Raw genomic sequence first — 21,684 nt, forward strand, 5'->3', positions numbered from 1 at the left:
GACCGCTCGACTGCTTTCGCACAGAGACGTCACCTTTAGCCGTACCTGCCGCGCGCGACCGTTCAACGGCGCGCTGCGGCGGGTTCAGATCACCCCCTAGATACAGATAGAGAAGAGAACCACATGGGCAAGGCAACCGGTTTTCTCGAGTTCGAGCGCCGCCACGAGGCGTATGAAGCTCCGCTCACACGCGTGAAGCACTACAAGGAATTCGTCGCCGCACTCACCGACGACGAAGCGAAGGTTCAAGGCGCACGTTGCATGGACTGCGGCATTCCGTTCTGCAACAACGGCTGCCCGGTGAACAACATCATTCCGGACTTCAACGACCTGGTTTTCCAACAGGACTGGAAGACGGCGATCGAGGTGTTGCACTCCACAAACAACTTCCCGGAGTTCACGGGCCGCATCTGCCCGGCGCCGTGCGAAGCGGCGTGCACGCTCGGCATTAACGACGACCCGGTCGGCATCAAGTCGATCGAACACGCGATCATCGACAAGGCATGGGCCGAAGGCTGGGTCGCGCCGTTGCCGCCGAAGCATAAGACCGGCAAGAAGGTTGCCGTGGTCGGTTCCGGTCCTGCCGGTCTGGCGGTCGCTCAGCAACTCGCGCGCGCCGGTCACGATGTGACGGTGTTCGAGAAGAACGACCGCATCGGCGGTCTGCTGCGTTACGGCATTCCCGACTTCAAGCTGGAGAAGTGGCTGATCGATCGCCGTATGCGCCAGATGGAAGCCGAAGGCGTGACGTTCCGCGCCAACGTGTTCGTCGGTAAGGCCGATTCGCTGCCGGCCTACATCGGCAACACCGCAAAGGAAACAATCACGCCGGACCAGTTGAAGGAAGACTTCGACGCGGTCGTGGTAGCCGGCGGTTCGGAAACGCCGCGCGATCTGCCGGTGCCGGGCCGCGAACTGGAAGGCATCCATTACGCAATGGAATTCCTGCCGCAGCAGAACAAGGTCAATGCCGGCGACAAAGTCCCGAACCAGCTGCTTGCCAAGGGCAAGCACGTCGTCGTGATCGGCGGCGGCGATACCGGTTCGGACTGCGTGGGCACGTCGAACCGTCACGGCGCGAAGAGCGTCACGCAGTTCGAACTGCTGCCGCAACCGCCGGAAGAAGAGAACAAGCCGCTCGTGTGGCCGTACTGGCCGATCAAGCTGCGCACGTCGTCGTCGCATGAGGAAGGCTGTTCGCGCGATTGGGCTGTCGCGACCAAGCGCCTCGAAGGCAAAAACGGCAAGGTCGAGAAGTTGATTGCGGCGCGCGTCGAATGGAAGGACGGCAAGATGGTCGAAGTGCCGGGCTCCGAGTTCGAAATGAAGGCCGACCTCGTGCTGCTCGCCATGGGCTTCACGCAACCGGTGTCACCTGTGCTGGAAGCCTTCGGCGTCGACAAGGACGCGCGCGGCAACGTGCGGGCCACCACCGAAGGTGACAAGGCGTACTACACGTCGGTGGACAAGGTGTTCACTGCCGGCGATATGCGCCGCGGCCAGTCGCTCGTCGTGTGGGCGATTCGCGAAGGCCGTCAGTGCGCACGTTCGGTCGACGCTTTCCTGATGGGGCATTCGGACCTGCCGCGCTAAACGTCGCCGCTGGTTTGCCGCAACGACGTCGTCCGTTAAGCGGTGCACGAAGCGGCACGTCAGAAGGCACATCAAAGCGGTTAAACAGAGCCGGGCACCCGACAGGGTGACCCGGTTTTTTCATATGTGCTGCTTGTGATTCAGCTCGCCGCGTCACTTCCCATAACGCGCCAACGTAAGCCCGTCGAGATCGATCTCCGGCTTGCGCTGCGTGATCAGATCGGCGACCACCCGCGCCGAGCCCATCGACATCGCCCAGCCCGTCGAGCCGTGCCCGAGGTTGAGCCACAAATTGTCGATGCCCGAAGGTCCGAGCAATGGTGCGCCGTCGGGCGTCATTGGGCGGCGACCCACCCAGAAGTGTGCGGACGTCGGCGCGGCGGCATGCGGAAACCAGTCATCCAGCACTTTCATCAGCGTTTGTAGCGCCTGCTCGCGCAGCGTGGTCTGCCGGTTGCCCAACTCGGCCGTGCCCGCCACCCGCAGGTTGTTGCCGAAGCGCGTGATGGCTGTCTTGAGCGACTCGTCCATAAGCGCCGCCCGTGGGGCTTTCTCATCATCGATCACGGGAAGCGTTGCCGAATATCCCTTCACCGGATAGAGCGGCACTTTTACGCCGAGCGGCGCAAGCAGCGCCGCACTGTCGACGCCCAGCGCCACCAAGACGTTATCGGCCTGTACGATTTCAGCGGCGCCAGTTGCACCGTTTGCACCGTTTGCACCGTCCGGTCGTCCACCGGCTTCACTTTCCACACGCACACCGCGGACCGCACCGCCGCGCACTTCGATCGATGTCACGCGCGTGTCGAAGCGAAACCGCACGCCGTGGCGCTCGCAGATAGCTCGTAATTCGCGCGTGAAGCGGGCGCAGTCGCCGGCTTCGTCGTCGGGAAGATGAATACCCGACACCGGAGTCGCGCGCGCCCAGCGCAAACCCGGCTCGATATCGACGCATTGCGCGGGGTTCACTTCCCGATATGCGATGCCCGCGTCGCGCAGCACAGCCAGTGCCGGTTGCGCGAGTTCGAGGTCGTACTCGCTGCGAAACAGTTGCAGATACCCTTGGCTGCGCCCGTAATCAAACGGATGACGGCTGCGGAATTCGTGCAGGCAGTCCCGGCTGTAATAGGCGATGCGCTGCATTCGCTGTTTGTTGACGCGAAAGCGTTCGAGGTCGCATTCGCGCAACCAGCGCGCGATCCAGCGCCATTGAGCCGGGTCAAGGGTAGGACGGAAGATGAGCGGCGACGCTGGCTTGAACAGGTACTTGAGGATCTTCGTCGGCATGCCCGGCGCGGCCCACGGCGTCACGTAGCCGGGTGCGATCACGCCCGCGTTGCCGAAACTCGTGGCGAGCGCGACGTCCGGCTCCCGCTCGATCACCGTGACCTCGCAGCCTTGCTGGCGCAGGTAGAAAGCGGTCGCGACGCCGATCACGCCGCCTCCCAGAACAATCGTTTTCATGTGCTTAGTGGGCAGGAATCAGCGCCAGAAATCAACGGCAAAGTCAGGCGGCGGGACTGGCCGTGCCGAGCACCTTGCCCTTGGTTTCTGGCAGGCACAACGCGGCGACGATCACGAGCAGATAACCCGCACCGGCGACAATGCCCATTGCCTTCACCAGAGACATGCCCTGCGAAAGGGTGCCGACGAGAATCGGAAAGAACGAGCCGAAGCCGCGCCCAAGGTTGTAGCAGAAGCCTTGCCCGGAGCCGCGAATCGCATTGGGATAAAGCTCCGACAAATAGGCGCCCACGCCCGCGAAAATCCCTTGCACGACGATGCCGAGTGGAAATCCGAGCGCAAGCATCATGCCGTCGGTGACCGGCAGCATCGTATAGACCATGCCGAGCACGAACGAGCCGACCGCGAACAGAATGAAGGACGCGCGCCGTCCAATCTTGTCGCACAAGATCGCGCCCACGATATAACCGGTGAACGAGCCGACGATCAGCACGATCAGATAGCCGCTCGTGTTGAACACGGAAAGATGACGCACGGTCTTCAGATAGGTGGGCAGCCACGTGGTGATCGCGTAATAACCGCCGAGCATGCCGGTGCACAACGCGCTGCCAAGCAGTGTGATGCGCAAGTGCGGCCCCGAGAAAATCTGCAGGAAATGCGCAGTTTCGAAGCCGCTCTCACGTGCACGGCGCGTCTGCAGATAGATGTCGGGGTCGCTGACGTTGCGGCGAATGTAGATGATCCAGGCGGCGGGCAGCAGACCGATCCAGAAGCACGCACGCCACGCATACTGTTCGGGCAGCAACGCAAAAAATGCCCAGTAGACGATGGCCGCCGCCGCCCAGCCGAACGACCAGCTGCTTTGCACGGTGCCCACGGCTTTCGCGCGATGCTGCGGCGAGCGGATCGTCTCGGCCATCATGATCGTCACGACCGACCATTCACCGCCGAAGCCGATTCCTTGCAGGGTGCGTGTGGTGAGCAACTGCCAGAACGAATGCGTGAAGCCCGACAGAAACGTGAATAACGCGAAGGTGGCGATCGTCCATTGAAGCACGCGGATGCGGCCGTACCGGTCGGCCAGAATGCCGGCGAGCCAGCCGCCCAACGCCGACGAGATAAGCGAACTCGTGGCGATCATGCCCGCTTCGCTTTTGGTCATGCCCCAAGTCGCGATCAGCGTCGGAATGAGGAACGAGTAGATCATGAAATCGAACGCATCGACCGCATAGCCGCCGAAACCGGCGTACAGGGTGCGGCGTTCCCGCTGCGTCAGTTCGGTGAACCATTGGAGAGAAGGCATGTTTGTTGTGTTCTCCTGGTTTTTTGTGTGCCGGCGGCTCGTGGGAGGTGTTTCTATTCTACGGGGACGAGGCAACATGCGGCCAGTTGTGGTCAAAATTGGCAGCGAACATCGCAGCGAACATCGCAGCAATCATGGCAACAACGGGTAAGCAGCGGACAACAGACGAGATGCGAAAGAAACGGATCCGGCGAGGGCGCGCCGGACGGCATACCAGCCGATGCATGCAAGATGGCGAAAGCTCGCGAAAGCCGTTGCTTACGAACTAATACGCCGTAACCAAAAAGATAATGAACACCGTTACACTGCGCACGCAGCGCATCGGCTGCACATTGTCTGCTCACACTCGCGCCTGCCACATCTGATCGCCTAATGTCCGCCACCGCGAAAATCTGCCCGGAGCCTCGCCGCCACTTTGCGCACGTGGCCGTGCCCGCGCGCCAACTTGCCGCGAGCGGGTCGCGCCGGACGTTCCTGAAGGGTTCCGCAAGCGTGCTGCTAGCGTCCGGTATCGGCGCTTCGCTGCTCTCCGCGTGCGGCGGCGGCAACCTGGATACTGAGCAGGGCGAGACGCCGCGACTGGCCTCGGTCGACAATTTCCGCGATGTCGCGGGCGCCGCCGCAGGCTATCCAACTGCCGACGGCAAAACGATGCGCCGAGGCGTGTTCTTTCGCGCGAACGTGCTCGCGCTCAGCGTGGCCGACCAGACCGAAATCGAAAGTCTCGGCATTGCTAGCATCTTCGATTTGCGCACGCCGGGCGAGATCGAGCGGACGGCCGATATCCTGCCGCGTGCCACCGTATCTCAGACGTTGAACGTACTTGGCGCTCGCGACTTCATCACGCCCGCCTTCAATTCTGCGGGCGGCGCGGCGGCTTTCATGGAGTCCGAGGCTCGCGCCTATGTAACCGGCGCCGCGCAACGGGCGAACTACGGCGCGCTGCTACGTCAGCTGGCCGATGGCGCGGGCGCGCAGCTGTTCCATTCGAACGCCGGTAAGGATCGCGCGGGTTGGGTTGCCGCGTTGTTGCAGAGCATTGCTAACGTGCCGCTCGACGTCATCATGCAGGACTACCTGCTGAGCAACGTCTATCGCGCACAGGCGATCAGGTCGCAGAAAGAGACTTTGCGTGCGCAGGACGGCGACGCGCTCGCCGCGATCCAGGAGCCCTTGCTCGGCGTTCAGGAAAGCTATCTGCAGGCGGGCTTCGATCAGGTGCAGGCAAGCTACGGCACGATGACGCGCTATCTGACCGAAGGCCTTGGCGTGTCGGAGTCGGCTATCGAGAGTTTGCGCGGCCGGCTTGTCGCCTGAAGAGCGCAGGGAAAGTCATTCGCTGGGGCCGGACAAATCCGCGCATAAAACGCACGCATCAAACCGTGGGCAAAAAAAATCCGCCCCGAACAAGCGGGCGGACTGAGAAGGGCGGCATCGAGGTTGCCGGGGCCGACTATACGGCCGCCGGCCACGCGATAGACGATCCGGTAAGGTGACGTAAGCGGATCGGTCGCGGCGCTCATTCGCAGCAAAAGCCTGCGCCTTATACGGTCGCAGCAGACGCCGCCGGCAGTTCGATACATACCTCCAAACCGCCTTGCGCGTGATTGCGTACATGGCAACGTCCGCCGCGGTCGTGCGCAAGCCGCGCGACGATTGCAAGGCCGAGGCCGCAATGGCCTTCGCCGCCGCGCGCGGCGTCGAGCCGCACGAACGGTTTCATCGCCGCGGCAATGCGCTCGTCAGGAATGCCCGCGCCATGGTCGCGCACTCGAATGAGCCAATATCCGTCGCCGCGTTCGGTGGCGATGTCGACGGGCGGCGCGCCATGTTCCAAAGCGTTATCGACGAGGTTCGTCACGAGCCGGTCAAGCAGCGTGCGCGGCAGCGTAAACGACGGGCCGGCGCGCAGATGGAGCGCGAAGAGCGGCGTCTCCCCGGCGCTGGAAGTGCTGTCCATGCCGTCGCCGCTGTCCGCGTGTTCGGCGAAGCCGTCGCTCGCGGAAAACTGTTCGCGCAGGAACTCGTCGACCTCTACTGCAGGCCCCGCGTCGGCGGATTGGCCGGCAAATTCGAGAAACTGCTGGACGATGTTCGTCAGCGAGTCGACATCGCGTATCAAGCCCGCACGTTCGCTTTCCTCTACCAGCACGCTCGCGCGCAACTTCAGGCGCGTGAGCGGCGCTTTCAGGTCGTGCGCGACACCGGCGAGCATGACGGCCTGATCGTCGCCGGCTTCGTTCAGCCGCCGCATCATGTCGTTGAACGAGCCGATCAGATCGCGCAGTTCTCGCGGACCTTGCACTGTGACGGGTTGTGGCCGCACACCCGAACCGAACTCACGCGCGGCATCGGCGACGCGCGACAGCGGCCGCTGCATCTGCCAGACCGCGAAGAGCGACAGGATGAGCGCGGCGGCCAGCATCGAAACGGATTCGATCAGAAAGCGCGGCGGCGGCGGAAGGTCGACCGGCAGCACCACCCAGTTCGACTTGCCGGGAAACAGCACCCACAGTTGCGGCGGACGTAGGTCGTCGACGGCGATCTTCGTGCCGGGCGGGAGATCGTCACGCAGGCGCCGCGCCAGGTCGGCGACGAGACGTTCCGTCGGTTCGTGCAGATGGATGCTCGGCGGCATGTTCCAGGTCGGAACGAGATGCACGCGCATGGCGGGCGCGAGGGCGGCGCCCTTGATCGGCTCACCGTTGATCGCCTGCAGCACCAGCACGAGGCCGCGCGCAAAGCCGTCGACTTCATGACGCGGCGGCTGCATCACCACGAGAACGAACCAGCCGGCCTGAATCGCGAAGAGCACCGCCGTCGAAAGCAACGCCATTCTGCCGAACAGCGTGTTCAGCGGGTTTCTCATGCGTTCGAGGCGGCCTCGTCGGAGAACGGTGTGCCGTCTGCGTCGGGCACGAAGACGTAACCCTTGCCGCGCACTGTCTGCACATAGCACGGATTGGACGGATCGTCCTCGATCACGCGGCGCAGCCGCCAGATCGGCACGTCGAGACTGCGGTCGCGGAATGCGAGATTGTCGCGATGCACGAGGTCGTGAATCAGCACGCGCGACAACACCTTATAGGGATTGTTCACGAAGATCTTCAGCAGCGCGAACTCACTGTCGCGCAACGGGAGCTTCGAGTCCGCACGCGACAGCGAGCGCGTGGCGAAGTCCAGTTCGAACGGACCGAACTTGTACGGTTTGCGCGCTTCAGGTGCACTGGTGGTTGAAGGGCCGCGGCGGCGCAGAACGGTGTGGATGCGCGCGAGCAGTTCACGCGGATCGAACGGCTTGGTCAGATAGTCGTCTGCCCCGAGCGAGAGCCCGACTATGCGGTCCGCCACTGTGCCGCGCGCCGTGACGAAGATCACCGGAATGTCGTCACCGGCGGCGCGCAACGCGGTAAGCGCGCGTAGGCCGTCGGTGTTCGGCATCATGATGTCGAGCACGACGACCGATGGCCGTTCGCGCTCGAGTCTGCGCTGGAGATGGGTGCCGTCATGCAGCACCGACGCGTCGAAGCCGTTCGACTGCAAGAACTTGCAAAGCAGATCGCGTACGACCGGATCGTCGTCGACGATAAGGACCTGTGGATTCATGGCGAAATTCTAGACTGACGCGCGCAACGCGCGGCCGACTGTTTTCTTACCAATGCTTACCCGGCGCTGCGCAAAATCGGCGCGTTGGCGCGTAAGTCCCGTCACCCAAGGCTCACAGCATATTTCACCACTGCCATATTTGGCAACGCAGTTGGCAATGCAGTTGGCAACGCGGCTGGCAGCCGCGATGAGCACGCGGTCGCCAACGTCGCGCGTTGCGTCGAACGGCGTTCTCATGCCGCAGGCCGCTTTCCGGAAACAGTTTGCGCACACCGGGAAGTAGTGGCAATCGTTCGAAACCGATCGTAAGAACCGCCGGAAAGCGCGTCTTTCTTCGTGCATCGCCAGGGCCACGGCGGCGCGAAGATTCGTCCTGCAATACGTAGCGCCACACGCCGCAAGAGCTTAACGGCCCTGTCCGGCATAGACGGCGCAAGACCGACATTCCGCCAAACCATGCGAGGCTCATCATGACCGTTCCAGGCAACCTCAGTTCGACCCACTTCCCTGCAGTCGCGCCCACCAAAACGACGGAAAAGCCCACGTCTGCAGGCAATTCCGCAAGTACCGGCGGCGCGGCGCAAACCACGGCTTCCGCAACGCAGCCGCAGCCTTCGGCGCCCGCGGGCCTCGTCGGTCACCACGTCAATACGACGGCCTGATCTGCCGAGGCCCGCGTGTCGACTCCGAGAATCCTTGCGCGTTTCATCCGCGCCGCTGTGTGGCTCGCGCTCGGCGCGGTGCTGTTGCCGCTCGGCGGCTGCGCCGTTGCCGCGCTGCCCTGCCGGCTCACGTCAGCCACGCTGAAAATCATCCCGGTCGTCGGCCATGCGGCGGCCAGCCCGTTCGACATGTGTTCATCCGCGATCGACTGAATCATGACTCCCCAACGGATTGCCTGCGCGTTGGCGCTGGTTTGCAGCACGTTTTCGCTGACCGTGCCGGCGCAACCGGCGGCGCGCGAAGCGAGCGCGGCGGCTCCCGCGTCGAAGGACGCTTTGTTCGATGCGCGGCGGCGCGCGCAGGACACGCCGTTCGCTTTCCGCGGCATTGCGCTTGGCATCACGCTCGACGAATTCCGCGCGGGCTCGAAGGTGCGCGCGACGCCGGTCGGCAGCGTGCCGGTCTGCGAGACGGATGTGCAGGCGGGCGTGCTCGGCATGCGGCTGAAGTCGCACGAGAGTTTGACAGTCGCGTGCCGCTGGGCACATCGCGACGACAACGGTTGGGCGCTGTCGCAAGCGGTGGTCGATGGCGCGCCGGCGTCCGAGCACGTGCTGCGCTTCGCGCGTATCGGGGGACGAAGCGACAGTAGAAGCGACGGCCGGAGCGAAGAACAAAGCGCGCTGCGTCTGTACGAAATCTCGTTCGTGATCGACGAAGTCACCGCCGAGGATTTGCGCGAGGCGCTAGCGGAGCGCTACGGCCCGCCGCGTCACGCGACGCAGAACGTGTCGGCGCCAGGCGCGCTGCCGGTCTACGTATGGGAAAACGCGGTGAGTTCGATCACGTTGTGTTTTTTGCCCGGCACTCGCAACGGCACGCTGACTTACCTGCTGAAGGGTTCCGACGCGTGGGTCAAGTCGGTCGTGCGGCAGTGGCAGGCAAGCGATGCGGAAGCCGGTTGAGGCGCCATGCGCCGTTGACAGCCAATCCACTCGAAGATGAGGCCGATCAGGCCAGGGAGTAAAACAATGCCTAAGCTTCGTTTTTCCGCGGCGATGTGCGCGGTGGTGGCTCTATCGGCTTGCGCCGGCGGACAGAAGTCGATCGTCGAAACGCCGATGGCGCCGCCGCTCGTGTCCGCGCCGTTGAACGTCAACACACAGGGCGCGATCTACCAGGCCGGCACGCTGATGGTGCTGTACGAGACGCCGCGCGCGCAGCACATCGGCGACGTGCTCACGATCCGCCTGTCGGAGTCATATAGCGGCAACAATAGTTCGACGGCAGCGGCAAGCCGGTCAAGCAGCATCACCGCGGATGCCGCCGATCATTCGACCGGAGCCGCCGCGCGGCTCGCAAGACTCTTCAACGTCGGCTCCGCAAGCACCGAGTTCAAAGGGCAGGGCAGCCTGACCGACGCGAGCGGCATGACCGGGACGCTCGCCGTCACAGTGATCGGCACGATGCCCACGGGCAACCTGGTCGTGTCCGGTGAAAAGATCATTTCGATGAGCGGCAACCGTGACCGCCTGCGTCTGTCGGGCGTCATCAATCCTAAGGATATCGAAGCAGGTAACTACGTGGCTTCGAGCAAGGTCGCAAATGCACGTATCGAACAGGCAGGCGTGGGGATGCTCTCCGATGCGACAACCATGGGTTGGCTGCAGCGAATGTTTCTTAGCGTGCTGACTTTCTGAAGCGGGCGCGGCGCAACGCGGCGCGTTTTATCCGCGCCGCCTTTCGGTTATGTCCGCGCCGTGCTTGAGTCCAATCTTGTGTCGCTGCGGCGCTTGTCACGCTTACTGTGAAAGCGCAGTTGGGCCGCGCTCAGCCGCGCCGATCTCGCCGTCCGGGACGAACACGTAGCCGCGCCCCCACACCGTTTGCACATAGCGCGGCTCTGACGGATCGACCTCGATCAGACGGCGCAAGCGCCAGATCGACACATCGAGACTGCGGTTGCGATGCGCCTCGCTATTGCCGTGCAGTTTTTCGAGCAACTGCGCGCGCGTGAGCACTGTCATCGCGTGCGTGACGAACACTTTCAGCATTGCAAATTCGCTCGAACGCAGCGTGATGCGCTCGCCGTCGAGGCGCAGTTCGCGCGCCGGGAAGTTGACTTCGAAGCGGCCGAAGCGATACGGCGCGCGCTGTTCCGGTGCGCTCGGCGCAACCGAGCCGCGACGCCGCAGCACGGTGCGAATGCGCGCCACCAGTTCACTCGGTTCGAACGGCTTGCCGAGATAATCGTCCGCGCCGAGTTCGAGACCGATCACGCGGTCGATCGGATCCGCGCGAGCAGTGAGAAGGATCACGGGAATATCGTCGCCCGCGACGCGCAACGCGCGCAGCGCGCTGATGCCGTCGAGCTCGGGCATCATGATGTCGAGCACGATCAGCGCCGGGCGCTCGTCCTGAAGCTTGCGCTGCAGCGCCATGCCATGCTCGAGCGTGGCGACCTTGAAGCCGCGCCCTTCCAGATACTGGCTGACGAGCTCACGTACGACGGGGTCGTCGTCGACGACCAGAATGGATTGGTTCATTCAGATCATCTTAGTGATCGGCGCGAGCGCAGCAAAGCGGTTGATGCTTTCCAAACCTTTCCTGAGTAAGACAAACAATGAGCGCGGTTCAATTGACCTGCGAAGTCTGAACCGTTTGCAGCGTCTGGCGGCTGAAGTCGGTCTGATCGACGACCATCTTGTCGATGAGGCCATTGAGCTTGGTCGACGCCGAAGAGAAACGGTCGGTGTTCAGGCCGCCCGTCTGATAGCGCGCGGTGACGAGGACGCGGCCGCTCTGCACGAGCGTCAAGTCGATGATCGACAGGTACTGGATCGACTCGTCGCTGAACGAACGGCGGCCATAGTCGATCGCGGCGTTGTAGACGAGGCGCGCCTCGCAGCCGGCGGGCGAAGTGCCGGGATTGTAGACATCCGAACGAATGCCGCGCCGGTCCAGCGCAAGTTGCAGCGCCGGCACGAAGTCGCCCACCGACACCGTCTGATTCACTTCGATGCAGACATGTCGCACATCGGCGGGACGGCCGTTCACGAAGGTCGGCGACGAATAGTTGGCGGCAATCGCATAGCCCGCCTGGATCACGGAGCCGGTGGCGTCGGCTGCCTGGATCAGCGTCCATGCGCAGCCGTTCAGTCCCACTGTCAGCGTGGTACAGGCGACCAGCTTTGCGCTCGGCCGCCGCAACCTGACCCAGGCCGCACGAGGGACTCGCGTGAAGGCGTTAGCGTGAGCGCGTGTGCCAGGCAGGAAGGTCATGAAGCAGAGCCAGGTGGCGATGAGCACAAACAACAGAGATCGACCGTCTGCGCGAGACGCAGGAAGACGCGCATGGTCCCGACGCCTAGCGCGTGACGCGCAGACGCAATTCGTTCTGCCCTTGCACGCTCGCCGTCACGTTGACGCGTCGCTCGGCGGTCGTGACGACGAAGTGCTGGCGTGTCGGCGTATTGACGTCGTGCACGACGTTCGGAAAGCAGGCGGCGATGTCCGCGCCGATTTCTTGGAGCGGATCGTTGACCACTCCGTCGGCCTGCCAGTGCGCGCGCCAGTGGCAGTCGTAAGCGTGCGCGTTGGAGCGGCAATCTTCCGCACTTGCGACGCCCGGCAGTTGTGCGGCCGGTTGCGTATGCAACTGCTTGAAATCGGACGCCTCGACGATGTGCTTGAGCGCAGGGCACACGTCAGCCGGCTCGTTCGGCGGCGTGGTTTGTGCTGCTTGCGCGGCGCTCGCGAGCAGCATGGCCGTGCCGAGAGCAAGCGTGAGGCGGTGAGTGAAATGAGGAGAGCGGCGATCGAGTGACATGAGCGAAGAGTCCGTTAGCAGTGAATGACTGCGGGCCGCGGGGACGGCTCGCACGACTATCGTCGCTGTTGTCGGCTCTTTTCAAAGGGCGGAAAAGCTCGCCCGCTTCGCAAATGCTTTCGAACTGTTCTTTCGTGTTTCCGGATCTTGCCGTTTGTGCGGCCCGCGCGATGATTGCGTCGCTCGCGTCGCTCGCGTCGCTCGTTCAACCCGGTGGTTCAACCCAGGGTCAAACCGCCGTCGACGTGAATCACCTGGCCGGTGATGTGACGCGCTTCGTCGGAAAGCAGAAAGGCAATCAGCGCCGCGACGTCGGCCGGCTCGGCGATGTGGCCAAGCGGCGTCGCCTCGGCTGCGTGCGTCCACACTGTGGCGTTGTCGGAGCTCGGCCCGCGATCCTTGCGCGTATAGCCTGGGGCCACGCAATTCACGGTCACGCCATGCGGCGCGAGTTCAGCGGCGGCGGTTTTCGCGAGCGATTCCAGCGCGGCCTTGGCGGCCGCCGTGGCGGCGAATGGCGCGTCGGCGCGATAGCGGTGTGCGACAAATGAACTGAGCGCGACCACGCGTCCGCGCCTCGACGTTTCGAGTGCCGGCGTGGCGCGTTTCACAAGCGCTGCGAACGCGGCGGGCATCGCTGCGAAGGCCGCGCCCAGCGTGTCGAGATCGAGTGTCTGCAACGTTTGGCGCTGCGCGTGGCCTGCGTTGGCGACCAGTTGATCGAGCGCGCCAAAGTTTGCAAGCGTTTGATGCACCACATGTTCGGCTGCGCCTCGCTCGGCGAGGTCGCCGAAGACGGTGGCGCAGTCCGCGCCATTCGCGCTGCATTCGGCGGCAACTTGCGTGAGACGCTGACGCGATTCGTGATCGGCGCCGCGTGCGTGCAACATCAGCGCAATGCGTGGAGCGTCGATCGCGGGCGGGGTCGTCGACGCGGCGCTTGTCTCCTGCGCGGCCATCCGCAGGGCCGAGAGCCGCCGGGCGAGCGCGGCCCCGATGCCCGACCCCGCGCCCGTGATCAGTACGACGCGCTCGAAAGCCGCGTTGCTGCCGCTCGTCGCACCGCTGCCGGAAGTCATGCGGCGACCGCTTCGCTGGCACGCTCGACTTCGAGCGTCTCGTCATGGAACGCAGCAAGCGATTCGCGGTGCGCGACGCTGACAATCGCCGCCTTCGGCAGGCGCTCGGTGAAGAGGCGATAGAGCCGCGCTTCGTTTTCGGCGTCGAGCGCGCTCGTCGCTTCATCGAGGAACAGGTAGTCTGGCTTGTGCAGCAGCACGCGTGCCGCGGCAAGGCGCTGCTGCTCGCCCGGCGACAACATGCGCGTCCAGTGCCCCGATTCCTGCAAACGGTCCGCGTACTGCGACAGATGGCAGGTGACGAGCGCCTCGCGGCATTCGTCGTCGGTATATGTGTCGGCTGCCGACGGATAGGTGAGCGCAGCCTTCAGCGTGCCGATCGGCATGTAGCTGACCTGCGGGATGAACATCATCCGCGCGTTGACCGGCGCGTCTATCGAGCCGTCGCCGAACGGCCAGAGGCCGGCGAGCGCGCGCATCAACGTGCTCTTGCCCGAGCCGGATGGGCCGCGCACGAGCCACCGTGAGCCGGGTTCGATCGCGATATCGCGGATGCGCGACAGCGGAGTGCCGTTGGGCAGCGCGAGCTTCAGGCGGTCGGTGGTGAGCGAGTCGGCGTCGACGAAATGCAGGTTGATGCCGCCGTGCGCGGTGGCCGGCGACACCGATTCCTTCAGACGCGGCGCATGCACGACCCGCTTGAATTCGCGCAACCGGTTCACGGTCGCGCGCCACTCGACGAGTGTCGAGTAACTGTTGATGAACCACGAGAACGAATCGCTGACGGTGCCGAACGCGCTCGAAATCTGCATCAGCACGCCGAATGTGAAGGCGCCCGCGAAGTAACGCGGCGCAGCCACGACGAGCGGGAAAATAATTGCGATCTGGCCATAGAAGCTCAGCACGAAGGTCAATCGCTTCGTGTACTTCATGACCTGCCACCAGTTGTCGCGAATCCGGCCGAACAGCGAATGCGCGTTTTTCTTCTCAGTGTCCATGCCGTTGTAGAACGCGATCTGCTCCGCGTTTTCGCGCAGACGGATCAGGCCGAAACGGAAATCCGCCTCGACTTTCTGTGCCTGATAGTTGATCGGCACGAGCGGGTGGCCGACTTTCTGGATCACGAGCGATCCGACCACCGCGTAAAGCGCGGCCGCCCAGACCATATAGCCGGGGATGTGCAGCGGAACGCCGCCGAGCGTGATGGTCAGCGCGCCGGCGAGCGACCACAGGATCGTGATGAACGACACCAGCGTGACGACCGTGGACAGCAGATCGAGCGTGAGCGACAGCGTGGTGGTGGCGAACGACTGAAGGTCGTCGCTGATCCGCTGGTCTGGGTTGTCGGCGAGGCGGTCGCGCTCGATCCGGTAGAACGCGCTGTCGTGCAGCCACTCGTTCAGATAGCGCGTGGTGAGCCACTGACGCCAGCGGAACCCGAGCATCTGCCGCATGTAACGCCCGTAGACCGCGAGAATGATGTAGCCGAACGCGAGGCCCGAAAACACCATCAGCAAATGTGGGAAGTCGCGCACATTCTTGGTTTGCAGCGCGTTGTAGAAGTCGGCGCTCCAGCGGTTGAGCCGGACGTTGATCCACACGACCAGCAGATTCATCACGATGATCGCGAGAAGCAACGCCCACGCCGTCTTGCGTTCTTCCGACACCCAGTAGGGCTTGATCAGGCTCCAGGCGGAGACTTTCTCGTCTGGCGGCAGCGCGGGGCTGGCGGATGTATTCGTTGTCATGAGCGTCCTGAGGAGTGCTGTTCCATTCGGGCCGACCCACGCAGGCCGGCCCATTGCGAATATTTGTGCGTGTGCCGGTGGCGACACCCGGCAAGCACCACCGGTGCGATTGCCGATTCTGGCGCGAAGCCCTTAAGCGAAAATTAATGATCGGCGCGAGTTTTGCGGTGATCGCGCTGCGGGTGTTTCGCCTGCGTCGCCGCGACTTTGCGCCGCCAGTCCCCGCGTCATGCCGCATTCGCTGCGCCATCTCTGCTGGCATTGTGCCAGAGCGCCGCGCCGCCGATATGGGTGACGCCCAAGGCGGTGCCGGATCAAGGCGCGTTCGATGCCGCGCGCCGCTCGTTTGCGAGCGCCGCGCCTTTTATGGTCTAATGACCTTCGACGAAACAGGGGTGCTTCGCACTTGAGCGGCGTGATTTTCACGCTGCGGCAGCGAGGCTGAGAGAGACCCTTTGCACCCGATCCGGGTAATACCGGCGCGGGAAGTTTCCGGAAGCAACCAGTCTTCCATTCCCCGCCGGGCGGCGTTCTTCATTGAAGCACGCTATTGCCTGGCCGGCCTTGCCCGCCGGTTTCGTCCTGGGTACGCGCTTCTTTTTGGCCGTACGGAAAGGACTCGATGACCGCCTATTCTTCAGTTATGTTTCTTGCTCCTTGTCACGTCGCCGGCGGCATGCACTGCGTTGCCATTGCGCGTTGCATTGGATCGGAGTGCGCACGATGAGCCGCGCTGCACAACCCGATTTCGCGGTGCTCGGCGGCGGCCTGTGCGGGCGTCTCGTCGCGTGGCGGCTCGCCGGGCAAGGGCATCGCGTCGCGCTTTATGAGCGCGGCGACGCAGCCGGTTCGCAAGCCGCCGCGTGGGTCGCCGCAGCGATGCTGGCGCCGCTCGCCGAAGCCGCGAGTGCCGAACTTCTGATCACTCGATTGGGCGCGACCTCGCTCGATACGTGGCCGCAAGTGCTGGCCGAACTGCCCGAACCGGTGTTCTTTCAGCGCAATGGCACGCTCGTCGTCTGGCATCACGCGGATCGCACCGAGGCGCCGTTGTTCGAACGACGCGTGCGCTCGAACGCGCCGGCCGAATTGCTGGACGGCGGCTTTGTCACGCTTGCCGGCGCCCAGCTCGGCGCGGCCGAGCCGGCGCTGGCGGGGCGCTTCAGTCAGGGGTGGCTCCTGCCGCGCGAGGGCCAGCTCGATAACCGCCAGGTGCTTCGCGCGCTTGCGGCAGGGCTTGCGCAACGCGGCGTTGAGACTCACTGGAATACACCTGTTAGCGACAGCGCGCTGCCGCCTGCGCGCGTCACGATCGACTGCCGCGGCCTCGGCGCCAAACCCGTGCTGCCGACACTGCGCGGCATTCGCGGTGAAGTCGCACGCGTGCATGCGCCAGGCATTAACCTGACGCGCCCGGTGCGGCTGCTGCATCCGCGTTATCCGCTCTACATTGCACCGAAGCAGGACGATCTCTACGTGATCGGCGCAACCGAGGTGGAAGGCGAGGACATGTCGCCCGTCAGCGTGCGTTCCGCGCTGGAGCTTTTGAGCGCTGCGTTTTCCGTGCATCCGGGCTTTGGCGAGGCGCGCATTCTGGAGTTGAATTCGCAGTGCCGCCCGACTTTGCCCGATCATCGGCCGGCATTGCTGTGGGACGGCGCGCAGACGCTGCGGGTGAACGGACTTTACCGGCACGGCTACATGATCGTGCCCGAAGTCGCCGACGAAGCCGTGCGCTTCGCGACGGCGCTGCTGGACGGGCGCATCGGCAACGCCGACGCGTTCGCGGACTGGCAGCGCGGCGCGCGCTGGAGCGAGCTTTTCCAGCACGATTGTGCGCGGGAGCCGGCATGAGCGCCGAACCGTGCCGCAGTGCCGTCAGCACGCTTGTGCTTTAGCCATCGACTGAACCGTATTCGAACATCATGGACATTCACATCAACCAGAAGCCGCTGTCGCTGCCAGAAGGCGCGACTGTCGCCGATGCGCTCGCTGCTTACGGCGCGCGGCCGCCGTTCGCCGTCGCGCTCAACGGCGATTTCGTCGCACGCGCGCAGCATGCGGCGCGCGCGTTGCAACCGGGCGACAAGCTCGATGTCGTGCAACCCGTGGCCGGCGGCTAACGCCGTCACGCATTGCAGGAGACCAGACATGCAAATGACTACCCCACAGGCCGCCGACGCGCTCACGCTGTACGGCCAACCCTTCGCGAGCCGCGTGCTGCTTGGCACGTCGCGTTACCCGTCGCTGCAATCGCTGTCGGATTCCATTGACGCCGCCCGACCCGGCATGGTGACGGTCGCGCTGCGCCGGCAGATGAACGAAGGCGGCGCTGAAGCCGGCTTCTTCGACCTGCTCAAGCGCCATCGCGTGCCGCTATTGCCCAATACGGCAGGGTGCCTGACCGTCGGCGAGGCCGTGGCGACCGCGCACATGGCGCGTGAAATTTTCGAAACCGAGTGGATCAAGCTCGAACTGATCGGCGACGACTACACGTTGCAACCCGATCCCGTCGGCCTGATCGAAGCGGCCGCGAAGCTCGTCAAAGACGGCTTCAAGGTGCTGCCGTATTGCACCGAAGACCTCGTGATCGGCCGCCGTCTGCTGGATGCCGGTTGCGAAGCGCTGATGCCGTGGGGCGCGCCGATCGGCACCGGCAAGGGTGTCATCAATCCGTACGGCTTGCGCGTGCTGCGCGAGCGGTTGCCGGACGTGCCGCTCATTGTCGACGCCGGACTTGGCGTGCCGTCGCATGCGGCGCAGGTGATGGAATGGGGCTTCGACGGGGTGCTGCTGAACACGGCCGTGTCGCAGGCCACGCATCCGGACGCGATGGCGCGCGCTTTCGCGCTGGGCGTCGAAGCGGGCCGCCAGGCGTTTCTCGCGGGACCGATGGCCGAGCGCGAGAGCGCCCACGCGAGCACGCCGGTGGTCGGCATGCCGTTCTGGCATCAGGACGGGAGCGCTGCATGACGCAAACATTGGCTCTGAAAGACCGCGACCTGTTCTGGCCGCCCGCCGACGAACTCACCGAGGCGACCGAGCGCATCCGCGCGCGCCTTGGCGACTGGCCGCCTACCCACGCGCCGTGGCGCATCTGTCTGACCGCGCCGGACGAGCCGAACGGCGGCGATCTGATCGTACTCACCGATGCCGCGCGGCACGGCGAGCAGATGGCGCACTGGCTGGTAAAGGGCGCGGCGGTGGTCGAAGCGGCCGAGAACAAGGTCACGCTGCACCTGGGCGGCGAGAAATATCGCCTCGAAGGGCATCTCGCGGAAGACTGGATTCCCGCGCTGGCCGCATTTCTCGATTGCGGTTTCGATCCGCACGACGCGTTGGTGCTGGCGCTCGCGTGGCGCGACGGCGACGAAACCCGGACCAACGCGGCCGGCGACGCTTTCCCCTGCGATCTGGCCACTTTCCCTCGCCTCGCCGGTCTGCCGCAAGCGCCGGCCCAAGCCTTTCCGCGCTGTCCGGCGCGGCTCGGGCTCTATCCGGTTCTGCCGAGCGCGGAGTGGGTTGAAAGGGTGGTCGGCTTTGGCGTGAAAACGGTGCAGCTACGCCGGAAGTCCGCCCATCCCGCCGACGAACTTCAGCGCGAAATTGCCCGCTGCGTTGCTGCGGGGCGCCAGCACGACGCGCAGGTTTTCATCAACGACCACTGGCAGGCCGCGCTCGATGCAGGCGCTTACGGCGTCCATCTCGGCCAGGAAGATGTGCATACCGCGGATCTGTCGGCGATCGCCGCGTCGGGTGTACGTCTCGGACTTTCAACGCACGGTTTCTACGAAATTCTGAAGGCGCTGCATTTTCGTCCTAGCTACATCGCGTTGGGCGCGGTGTTTCCGACCACGACCAAGGTGATGCCCACGGCGCCGCAGGGCCTCAAGCGCCTCGCCCGCTATGTCCGGCTGCTTGACGGCGTCGTGCCGCTGGTCGCGATCGGTGGGATTGACCTGCAGGTCCTGCCCGAGGTGCTCGCGACCGGCGTAGGGTGCGCCGCAGTGGTCCGCGCAGTGACCGAAGCCGTCGATCCCGCTGCCGCAGTTTCCGCACTGCAGCAAGGGTTTACGCGATAATCCCGATGAATCGTTAAGGGACAGGGCACCTCACGGCAACTTTTGCATGATGGCCCTATAATTCGGCCTTCCGTGTAAAAGGACTGTCAGTCAGTGTCTTCCCCCTCCGAGACCTTACTCGAGCTGCGCAATGTCGACTTCGGTTACGGCGACCGGCTCGTCCTGTCGAACCTGAACCTGCGCTTCAAGCGCGGTCAGGTCGTCGCGGTCATGGGCGGTTCGGGTTGCGGCAAGACCACGGTGCTCCGGCTGATCGGCGGTCTGGTGCGCGCCCAGCGCGGCGAGATCCTGTTCGACGGCCAGAACGTCGGCGCGCAGACGCGCGAGGGCCTGTACGCGTTGCGCCGCAAGATGGGTATGTTGTTCCAGTTCGGCGCGCTGTTTACAGACATGTCGGTGTTCGAGAACGTCGCGTTTGCGCTGCGTGAGCACACGGAGCTTCCCGAGGAATTGATTCGCGATCTCGTGCTGATGAAGCTCAACGCAGTCGGCCTGCGCGGCGCGCGCGATCTTCTGCCCTCGGAGATTTCGGGCGGCATGGCACGGCGGGTGGCGCTCGCGCGCGCTATCGCCCTCGACCCCGAACTGATGATGTACGACGAGCCGTTCGCCGGCCTCGATCCGATCTCGCTCGGCATCACGGCGAACCTCATCCGGGCGCTCAATCAGGCGCTCGGCGCGACTTCTATTCTAGTGACGCACGACGTGCCGGAATCGTTCGCGATCGCCGATTACGTTTATTTCCTGGCCAACGGCGGCGTCCATGCCGAGGGCACACCTGCCCAATTGCGTGCGTCCACGGACCCGACGGTGCGGCAGTTTATCGACGGCGCGCCAGACGGCCCGTTCAAATTTCACTATCCGAGCAAGACGCCGCTGGCGGCGGATTTCGGCGTCGGCGGAGGTCAGTCATGATCGGTTCACTGATCAGCTCGGTCGGCCGCTCGGTGCTCGACGGCCTCGGCACGGCCGGCTATGCGACGCGCTTTTTCCTGCGCCTCGTGCTCGAGTTCTTCCCATTGCTGCGCCGCCCGCGTCTTGTCACGAAGCAGATCCACTTCGTAGGTAATTATTCGCTGGTGATCATCGCGGTGTCGGGGCTGTTCGTCGGCTTCGTGCTTGGCCTGCAGGGTTACTACACGTTGAATCGCTATGGCTCGGAGCAGGCGCTTGGGCTGCTGGTCGCGCTATCGCTCGTGCGCGAACTCGGGCCGGTCGTCACGGCGCTGCTGTTCGCCGGTCGCGCGGGCACCTCGCTCACTGCTGAAATCGGCCTGATGAAGGCCGGCGAGCAATTGACCGCGATGGAAATGATGGCGGTCGACCCGGTCAAGGTCGTGGTCGCGCCGCGCCTGTGGGCCGGCATCATTGCCATGCCGATTCTCGCCGCGATTTTCAGCGCGGTAGGCATTGCGGGCGGCTATGTGGTCGGCGTGCTGCTGATCGGTGTGGACGCCGGTGCGTTCTGGTCGCAAATGCAAGGCGGCGTGGATGTCTGGCGCGACGTGGGCGCGGGTGTCGTCAAGAGCGTGGTGTTCGGTCTCGCGGTGACGTTCGTGGCGCTCTTTCAGGGCTATGAAGCCAAGCCGACGCCGGAAGGCGTGTCGCGCGCCACGACGAAGACCGTCGTGTACGCGTCGCTTGCGGTGCTCGGCCTCGATTTTCTGCTGACCGCGCTGATGTTCAGCTAAGACTGCGCTGCATGTTTTCCGCTGCGGTGCGTCAGTGGCCGCGCGCGGCGGAGTAACGGCGGCGCGGCAGATTCACTTTGGGATGACGATGAAAAAGACTGCTCTCGACTTCTGGGTCGGCCTGTTCGTGGTGCTGGGTTTTGTGGCGTTGCTGTTCCTCGCGCTCAAGGCCGGCAACATGAGCTCGCTGTCGTTCCAGGCGACCTACCCGGTCAAGCTGAAGTTCGACAATATCGGCGGATTGAAGGCGCGCGCGCCCGTGAAGAGCGCGGGCGTGACGGTTGGCCGCGTCGCCTCGATTGGTTTTGACAGCAATGCCTATCAGGCGGTCGTCACTATCGACATCGACAAGCAATACCAGTTTCCGAAAGACACGTCGGCAAAGATCCTGACCTCGGGTCTTCTCGGCGAGCAATACATTGGCCTGGAGCCAGGCGGCGACTCCGAGATGCTTAAAGCCGGCGACACGATTTCGATGACGCAATCGGCAATCGTGCTCGAAAACCTGATCGGGCAGTTCCTCTATAGCAAAGCGGCTGATTCGGGCGCGTCGAAGCCGGGCGCGGCATCCGCGGCGCCTGCGGCGGCCTTGCCTGCTTCCGGCTCCGCCGGTCAATAAGGAGAAC

The 21,684-nt window shown here is 64.2% G+C and carries 22 protein-coding genes and 1 riboswitch; of the genes, 13 read left to right on the top strand and 9 right to left on the bottom strand.

Annotated elements, in window-relative coordinates:
* The first annotated feature begins 123 nt into the window (after nt 1-123).
* Nucleotides 124-1,593 (top strand): glutamate synthase subunit beta, encoded by a 1,470-nt coding sequence (locus J2W46_RS29190; RefSeq protein WP_204523697.1) that lies wholly within the window; start codon nt 124-126, stop codon nt 1,591-1,593.
* Nucleotides 1,594-1,746: 153 nt separating this feature from the next.
* Here the strand turns inward: J2W46_RS29190 and J2W46_RS29195 are convergent, their stop codons facing one another.
* Entirely contained in the window at nt 1,747-3,057 is a 1,311-nt protein-coding gene (locus tag J2W46_RS29195) for a D-amino acid dehydrogenase (RefSeq protein WP_310358555.1), read from the bottom strand.
* A gap of 43 nt (nt 3,058-3,100) precedes the next feature.
* Entirely contained in the window at nt 3,101-4,360 is a 1,260-nt protein-coding gene (locus tag J2W46_RS29200) for an MFS transporter (protein WP_204523699.1), read from the bottom strand.
* Nucleotides 4,361-4,732: 372 nt separating this feature from the next.
* Here J2W46_RS29200 and J2W46_RS29205 point away from each other — a divergent pair, with 372 nt between their 5' ends.
* Entirely contained in the window at nt 4,733-5,677 is a 945-nt protein-coding gene (locus J2W46_RS29205; RefSeq protein ID WP_310358560.1) for a tyrosine-protein phosphatase, read from the top strand.
* A 226-nt stretch (nt 5,678-5,903) separates the two neighbouring features.
* On the opposite strand, the gene J2W46_RS29210 is transcribed toward J2W46_RS29205, so the two are convergent.
* On the bottom strand, nt 5,904-7,229 hold the full coding sequence (locus J2W46_RS29210) for an ATP-binding protein (protein WP_204523701.1): 1,326 nt from the start codon (nt 7,227-7,229) through the stop codon (nt 5,904-5,906).
* On the bottom strand, nt 7,226-7,966 hold the full coding sequence (locus tag J2W46_RS29215) for a response regulator (protein ID WP_020070618.1): 741 nt from the start codon (nt 7,964-7,966) through the stop codon (nt 7,226-7,228). The genes J2W46_RS29210 and J2W46_RS29215 overlap by 4 nt, the downstream gene beginning before the upstream one ends.
* Nucleotides 7,967-8,436: 470 nt before the next feature.
* Here J2W46_RS29215 and J2W46_RS29220 point away from each other — a divergent pair, with 470 nt between their 5' ends.
* From J2W46_RS29220 to J2W46_RS29235, 4 genes are all read left to right on the top strand, one after another.
* The gene (locus tag J2W46_RS29220) at nt 8,437-8,628 is read left to right on the top strand and encodes a hypothetical protein (RefSeq protein WP_088176485.1); all 192 of its coding nucleotides are present in this window, start codon (nt 8,437-8,439) and stop codon (nt 8,626-8,628) included.
* 45 nt (nt 8,629-8,673) lie between these two features.
* Nucleotides 8,674-8,841 carry a DUF6726 family protein gene (locus tag J2W46_RS29225; protein ID WP_341807758.1) on the top strand — a complete coding sequence of 56 codons (168 nt, stop codon included), beginning with the start codon at nt 8,674-8,676 and terminating at the stop codon, nt 8,839-8,841.
* Nucleotides 8,842-8,844: 3 nt separating this feature from the next.
* Nucleotides 8,845-9,594, top strand: a complete 750-nt coding sequence (locus J2W46_RS29230; RefSeq protein ID WP_310358565.1) for a hypothetical protein — start codon at nt 8,845-8,847, stop codon at nt 9,592-9,594.
* A 93-nt stretch (nt 9,595-9,687) separates the two neighbouring features.
* The gene (locus tag J2W46_RS29235; RefSeq protein WP_370687492.1) at nt 9,688-10,329 is read left to right on the top strand and encodes a flagellar basal body L-ring protein FlgH; all 642 of its coding nucleotides are present in this window, start codon (nt 9,688-9,690) and stop codon (nt 10,327-10,329) included.
* Nucleotides 10,330-10,431: 102 nt separating this feature from the next.
* Here J2W46_RS29235 and J2W46_RS29240 read toward each other — a convergent pair whose 3' ends face one another.
* The 5 genes from J2W46_RS29240 to J2W46_RS29260 form a co-directional block, all read right to left on the bottom strand.
* Nucleotides 10,432-11,175, bottom strand: coding sequence for a response regulator (locus J2W46_RS29240; RefSeq protein WP_020070623.1), 744 nt, complete (start codon nt 11,173-11,175; stop codon nt 10,432-10,434).
* Between the two features lie 88 nt (nt 11,176-11,263).
* A complete protein-coding gene (locus J2W46_RS29245) occupies nt 11,264-11,911 on the bottom strand; it encodes a hypothetical protein (RefSeq protein ID WP_310358567.1) in 648 nt (215 codons plus the stop codon).
* Between the two features lie 85 nt (nt 11,912-11,996).
* Nucleotides 11,997-12,458, bottom strand: a complete 462-nt coding sequence (locus J2W46_RS29250) for a hypothetical protein (RefSeq protein ID WP_310358569.1) — start codon at nt 12,456-12,458, stop codon at nt 11,997-11,999.
* A 218-nt stretch (nt 12,459-12,676) separates the two neighbouring features.
* A complete protein-coding gene (locus J2W46_RS29255) occupies nt 12,677-13,537 on the bottom strand; it encodes an SDR family NAD(P)-dependent oxidoreductase (protein ID WP_310358571.1) in 861 nt (286 codons plus the stop codon).
* Nucleotides 13,534-15,285, bottom strand: coding sequence for an ABC transporter ATP-binding protein/permease (locus J2W46_RS29260; protein WP_020070627.1), 1,752 nt, complete (start codon nt 15,283-15,285; stop codon nt 13,534-13,536). The genes J2W46_RS29255 and J2W46_RS29260 overlap by 4 nt, the downstream gene beginning before the upstream one ends.
* Nucleotides 15,286-15,666: 381 nt before the next feature.
* A riboswitch (TPP riboswitch) is annotated at nt 15,667-15,790 on the top strand.
* 218 nt (nt 15,791-16,008) lie between these two features.
* Between J2W46_RS29260 and J2W46_RS29265 the strand changes: the two genes are divergently transcribed.
* The 7 genes from J2W46_RS29265 to mlaD all read left to right on the top strand — a co-directional run bounded on the left by J2W46_RS29265 (nt 16,009) and on the right by mlaD (nt 21,677).
* Entirely contained in the window at nt 16,009-17,139 is a 1,131-nt protein-coding gene (locus J2W46_RS29265; RefSeq protein WP_310358573.1) for an FAD-dependent oxidoreductase, read from the top strand.
* A 71-nt stretch (nt 17,140-17,210) separates the two neighbouring features.
* On the top strand, nt 17,211-17,408 hold the full coding sequence (gene thiS, locus J2W46_RS29270) for a sulfur carrier protein ThiS (RefSeq protein WP_020070630.1): 198 nt from the start codon (nt 17,211-17,213) through the stop codon (nt 17,406-17,408).
* A 34-nt stretch (nt 17,409-17,442) separates the two neighbouring features.
* On the top strand, nt 17,443-18,258 hold the full coding sequence (locus J2W46_RS29275; protein ID WP_310358691.1) for a thiazole synthase: 816 nt from the start codon (nt 17,443-17,445) through the stop codon (nt 18,256-18,258).
* Entirely contained in the window at nt 18,255-19,367 is a 1,113-nt protein-coding gene (gene thiE / locus J2W46_RS29280; protein ID WP_310358575.1) for a thiamine phosphate synthase, read from the top strand. Before J2W46_RS29275 ends, thiE begins: the two co-directional genes overlap by 4 nt.
* Before the next feature lie 93 nt (nt 19,368-19,460).
* Complete coding sequence (locus J2W46_RS29285) at nt 19,461-20,282, top strand: ABC transporter ATP-binding protein (RefSeq protein ID WP_087752269.1); 822 nt, start codon at nt 19,461-19,463, stop codon at nt 20,280-20,282.
* Between the two features lie 8 nt (nt 20,283-20,290).
* Nucleotides 20,291-21,058 carry a lipid asymmetry maintenance ABC transporter permease subunit MlaE gene (gene mlaE, locus J2W46_RS29290; RefSeq protein ID WP_027805044.1) on the top strand — a complete coding sequence of 256 codons (768 nt, stop codon included), beginning with the start codon at nt 20,291-20,293 and terminating at the stop codon, nt 21,056-21,058.
* An 88-nt stretch (nt 21,059-21,146) separates the two neighbouring features.
* The gene (mlaD, locus tag J2W46_RS29295) at nt 21,147-21,677 is read left to right on the top strand and encodes an outer membrane lipid asymmetry maintenance protein MlaD (RefSeq protein ID WP_027805045.1); all 531 of its coding nucleotides are present in this window, start codon (nt 21,147-21,149) and stop codon (nt 21,675-21,677) included.
* Nucleotides 21,678-21,684: the final 7 nt, after the last annotated feature.

Origin of the sequence: Paraburkholderia strydomiana (genome assembly GCF_031456815.1) — a bacterium.
Lineage (GTDB): Bacteria > Pseudomonadota > Gammaproteobacteria > Burkholderiales > Burkholderiaceae > Paraburkholderia > Paraburkholderia caledonica.

Coding starts and splice junctions, on each gene's coding strand:
- J2W46_RS29230 (WP_310358565.1), top strand. CDS start 8,845: ATGACTCCCCAACGGATTGCCTGCGCGTTGGCGCTGGTTTGCAGCACG.
- J2W46_RS29250 (WP_310358569.1), bottom strand. CDS start 12,458: ATGTCACTCGATCGCCGCTCTCCTCATTTCACTCACCGCCTCACGCTT.
- J2W46_RS29255 (WP_310358571.1), bottom strand. CDS start 13,537: ATGACTTCCGGCAGCGGTGCGACGAGCGGCAGCAACGCGGCTTTCGAG.
- J2W46_RS29235 (WP_370687492.1), top strand. CDS start 9,688: ATGTGCGCGGTGGTGGCTCTATCGGCTTGCGCCGGCGGACAGAAGTCG.
- thiS (WP_020070630.1), top strand. CDS start 17,211: ATGGACATTCACATCAACCAGAAGCCGCTGTCGCTGCCAGAAGGCGCG.
- J2W46_RS29265 (WP_310358573.1), top strand. CDS start 16,009: ATGAGCCGCGCTGCACAACCCGATTTCGCGGTGCTCGGCGGCGGCCTG.
- J2W46_RS29275 (WP_310358691.1), top strand. CDS start 17,443: ATGACTACCCCACAGGCCGCCGACGCGCTCACGCTGTACGGCCAACCC.
- J2W46_RS29210 (WP_204523701.1), bottom strand. CDS start 7,229: ATGAGAAACCCGCTGAACACGCTGTTCGGCAGAATGGCGTTGCTTTCG.
- J2W46_RS29205 (WP_310358560.1), top strand. CDS start 4,733: ATGTCCGCCACCGCGAAAATCTGCCCGGAGCCTCGCCGCCACTTTGCG.
- J2W46_RS29240 (WP_020070623.1), bottom strand. CDS start 11,175: ATGAACCAATCCATTCTGGTCGTCGACGACGACCCCGTCGTACGTGAG.
- J2W46_RS29195 (WP_310358555.1), bottom strand. CDS start 3,057: ATGAAAACGATTGTTCTGGGAGGCGGCGTGATCGGCGTCGCGACCGCT.
- J2W46_RS29200 (WP_204523699.1), bottom strand. CDS start 4,360: ATGCCTTCTCTCCAATGGTTCACCGAACTGACGCAGCGGGAACGCCGC.
- mlaD (WP_027805045.1), top strand. CDS start 21,147: ATGAAAAAGACTGCTCTCGACTTCTGGGTCGGCCTGTTCGTGGTGCTG.
- J2W46_RS29190 (WP_204523697.1), top strand. CDS start 124: ATGGGCAAGGCAACCGGTTTTCTCGAGTTCGAGCGCCGCCACGAGGCG.
- thiE (WP_310358575.1), top strand. CDS start 18,255: ATGACGCAAACATTGGCTCTGAAAGACCGCGACCTGTTCTGGCCGCCC.
- J2W46_RS29260 (WP_020070627.1), bottom strand. CDS start 15,285: ATGACAACGAATACATCCGCCAGCCCCGCGCTGCCGCCAGACGAGAAA.
- J2W46_RS29215 (WP_020070618.1), bottom strand. CDS start 7,966: ATGAATCCACAGGTCCTTATCGTCGACGACGATCCGGTCGTACGCGAT.
- J2W46_RS29245 (WP_310358567.1), bottom strand. CDS start 11,911: ATGACCTTCCTGCCTGGCACACGCGCTCACGCTAACGCCTTCACGCGA.
- J2W46_RS29220 (WP_088176485.1), top strand. CDS start 8,437: ATGACCGTTCCAGGCAACCTCAGTTCGACCCACTTCCCTGCAGTCGCG.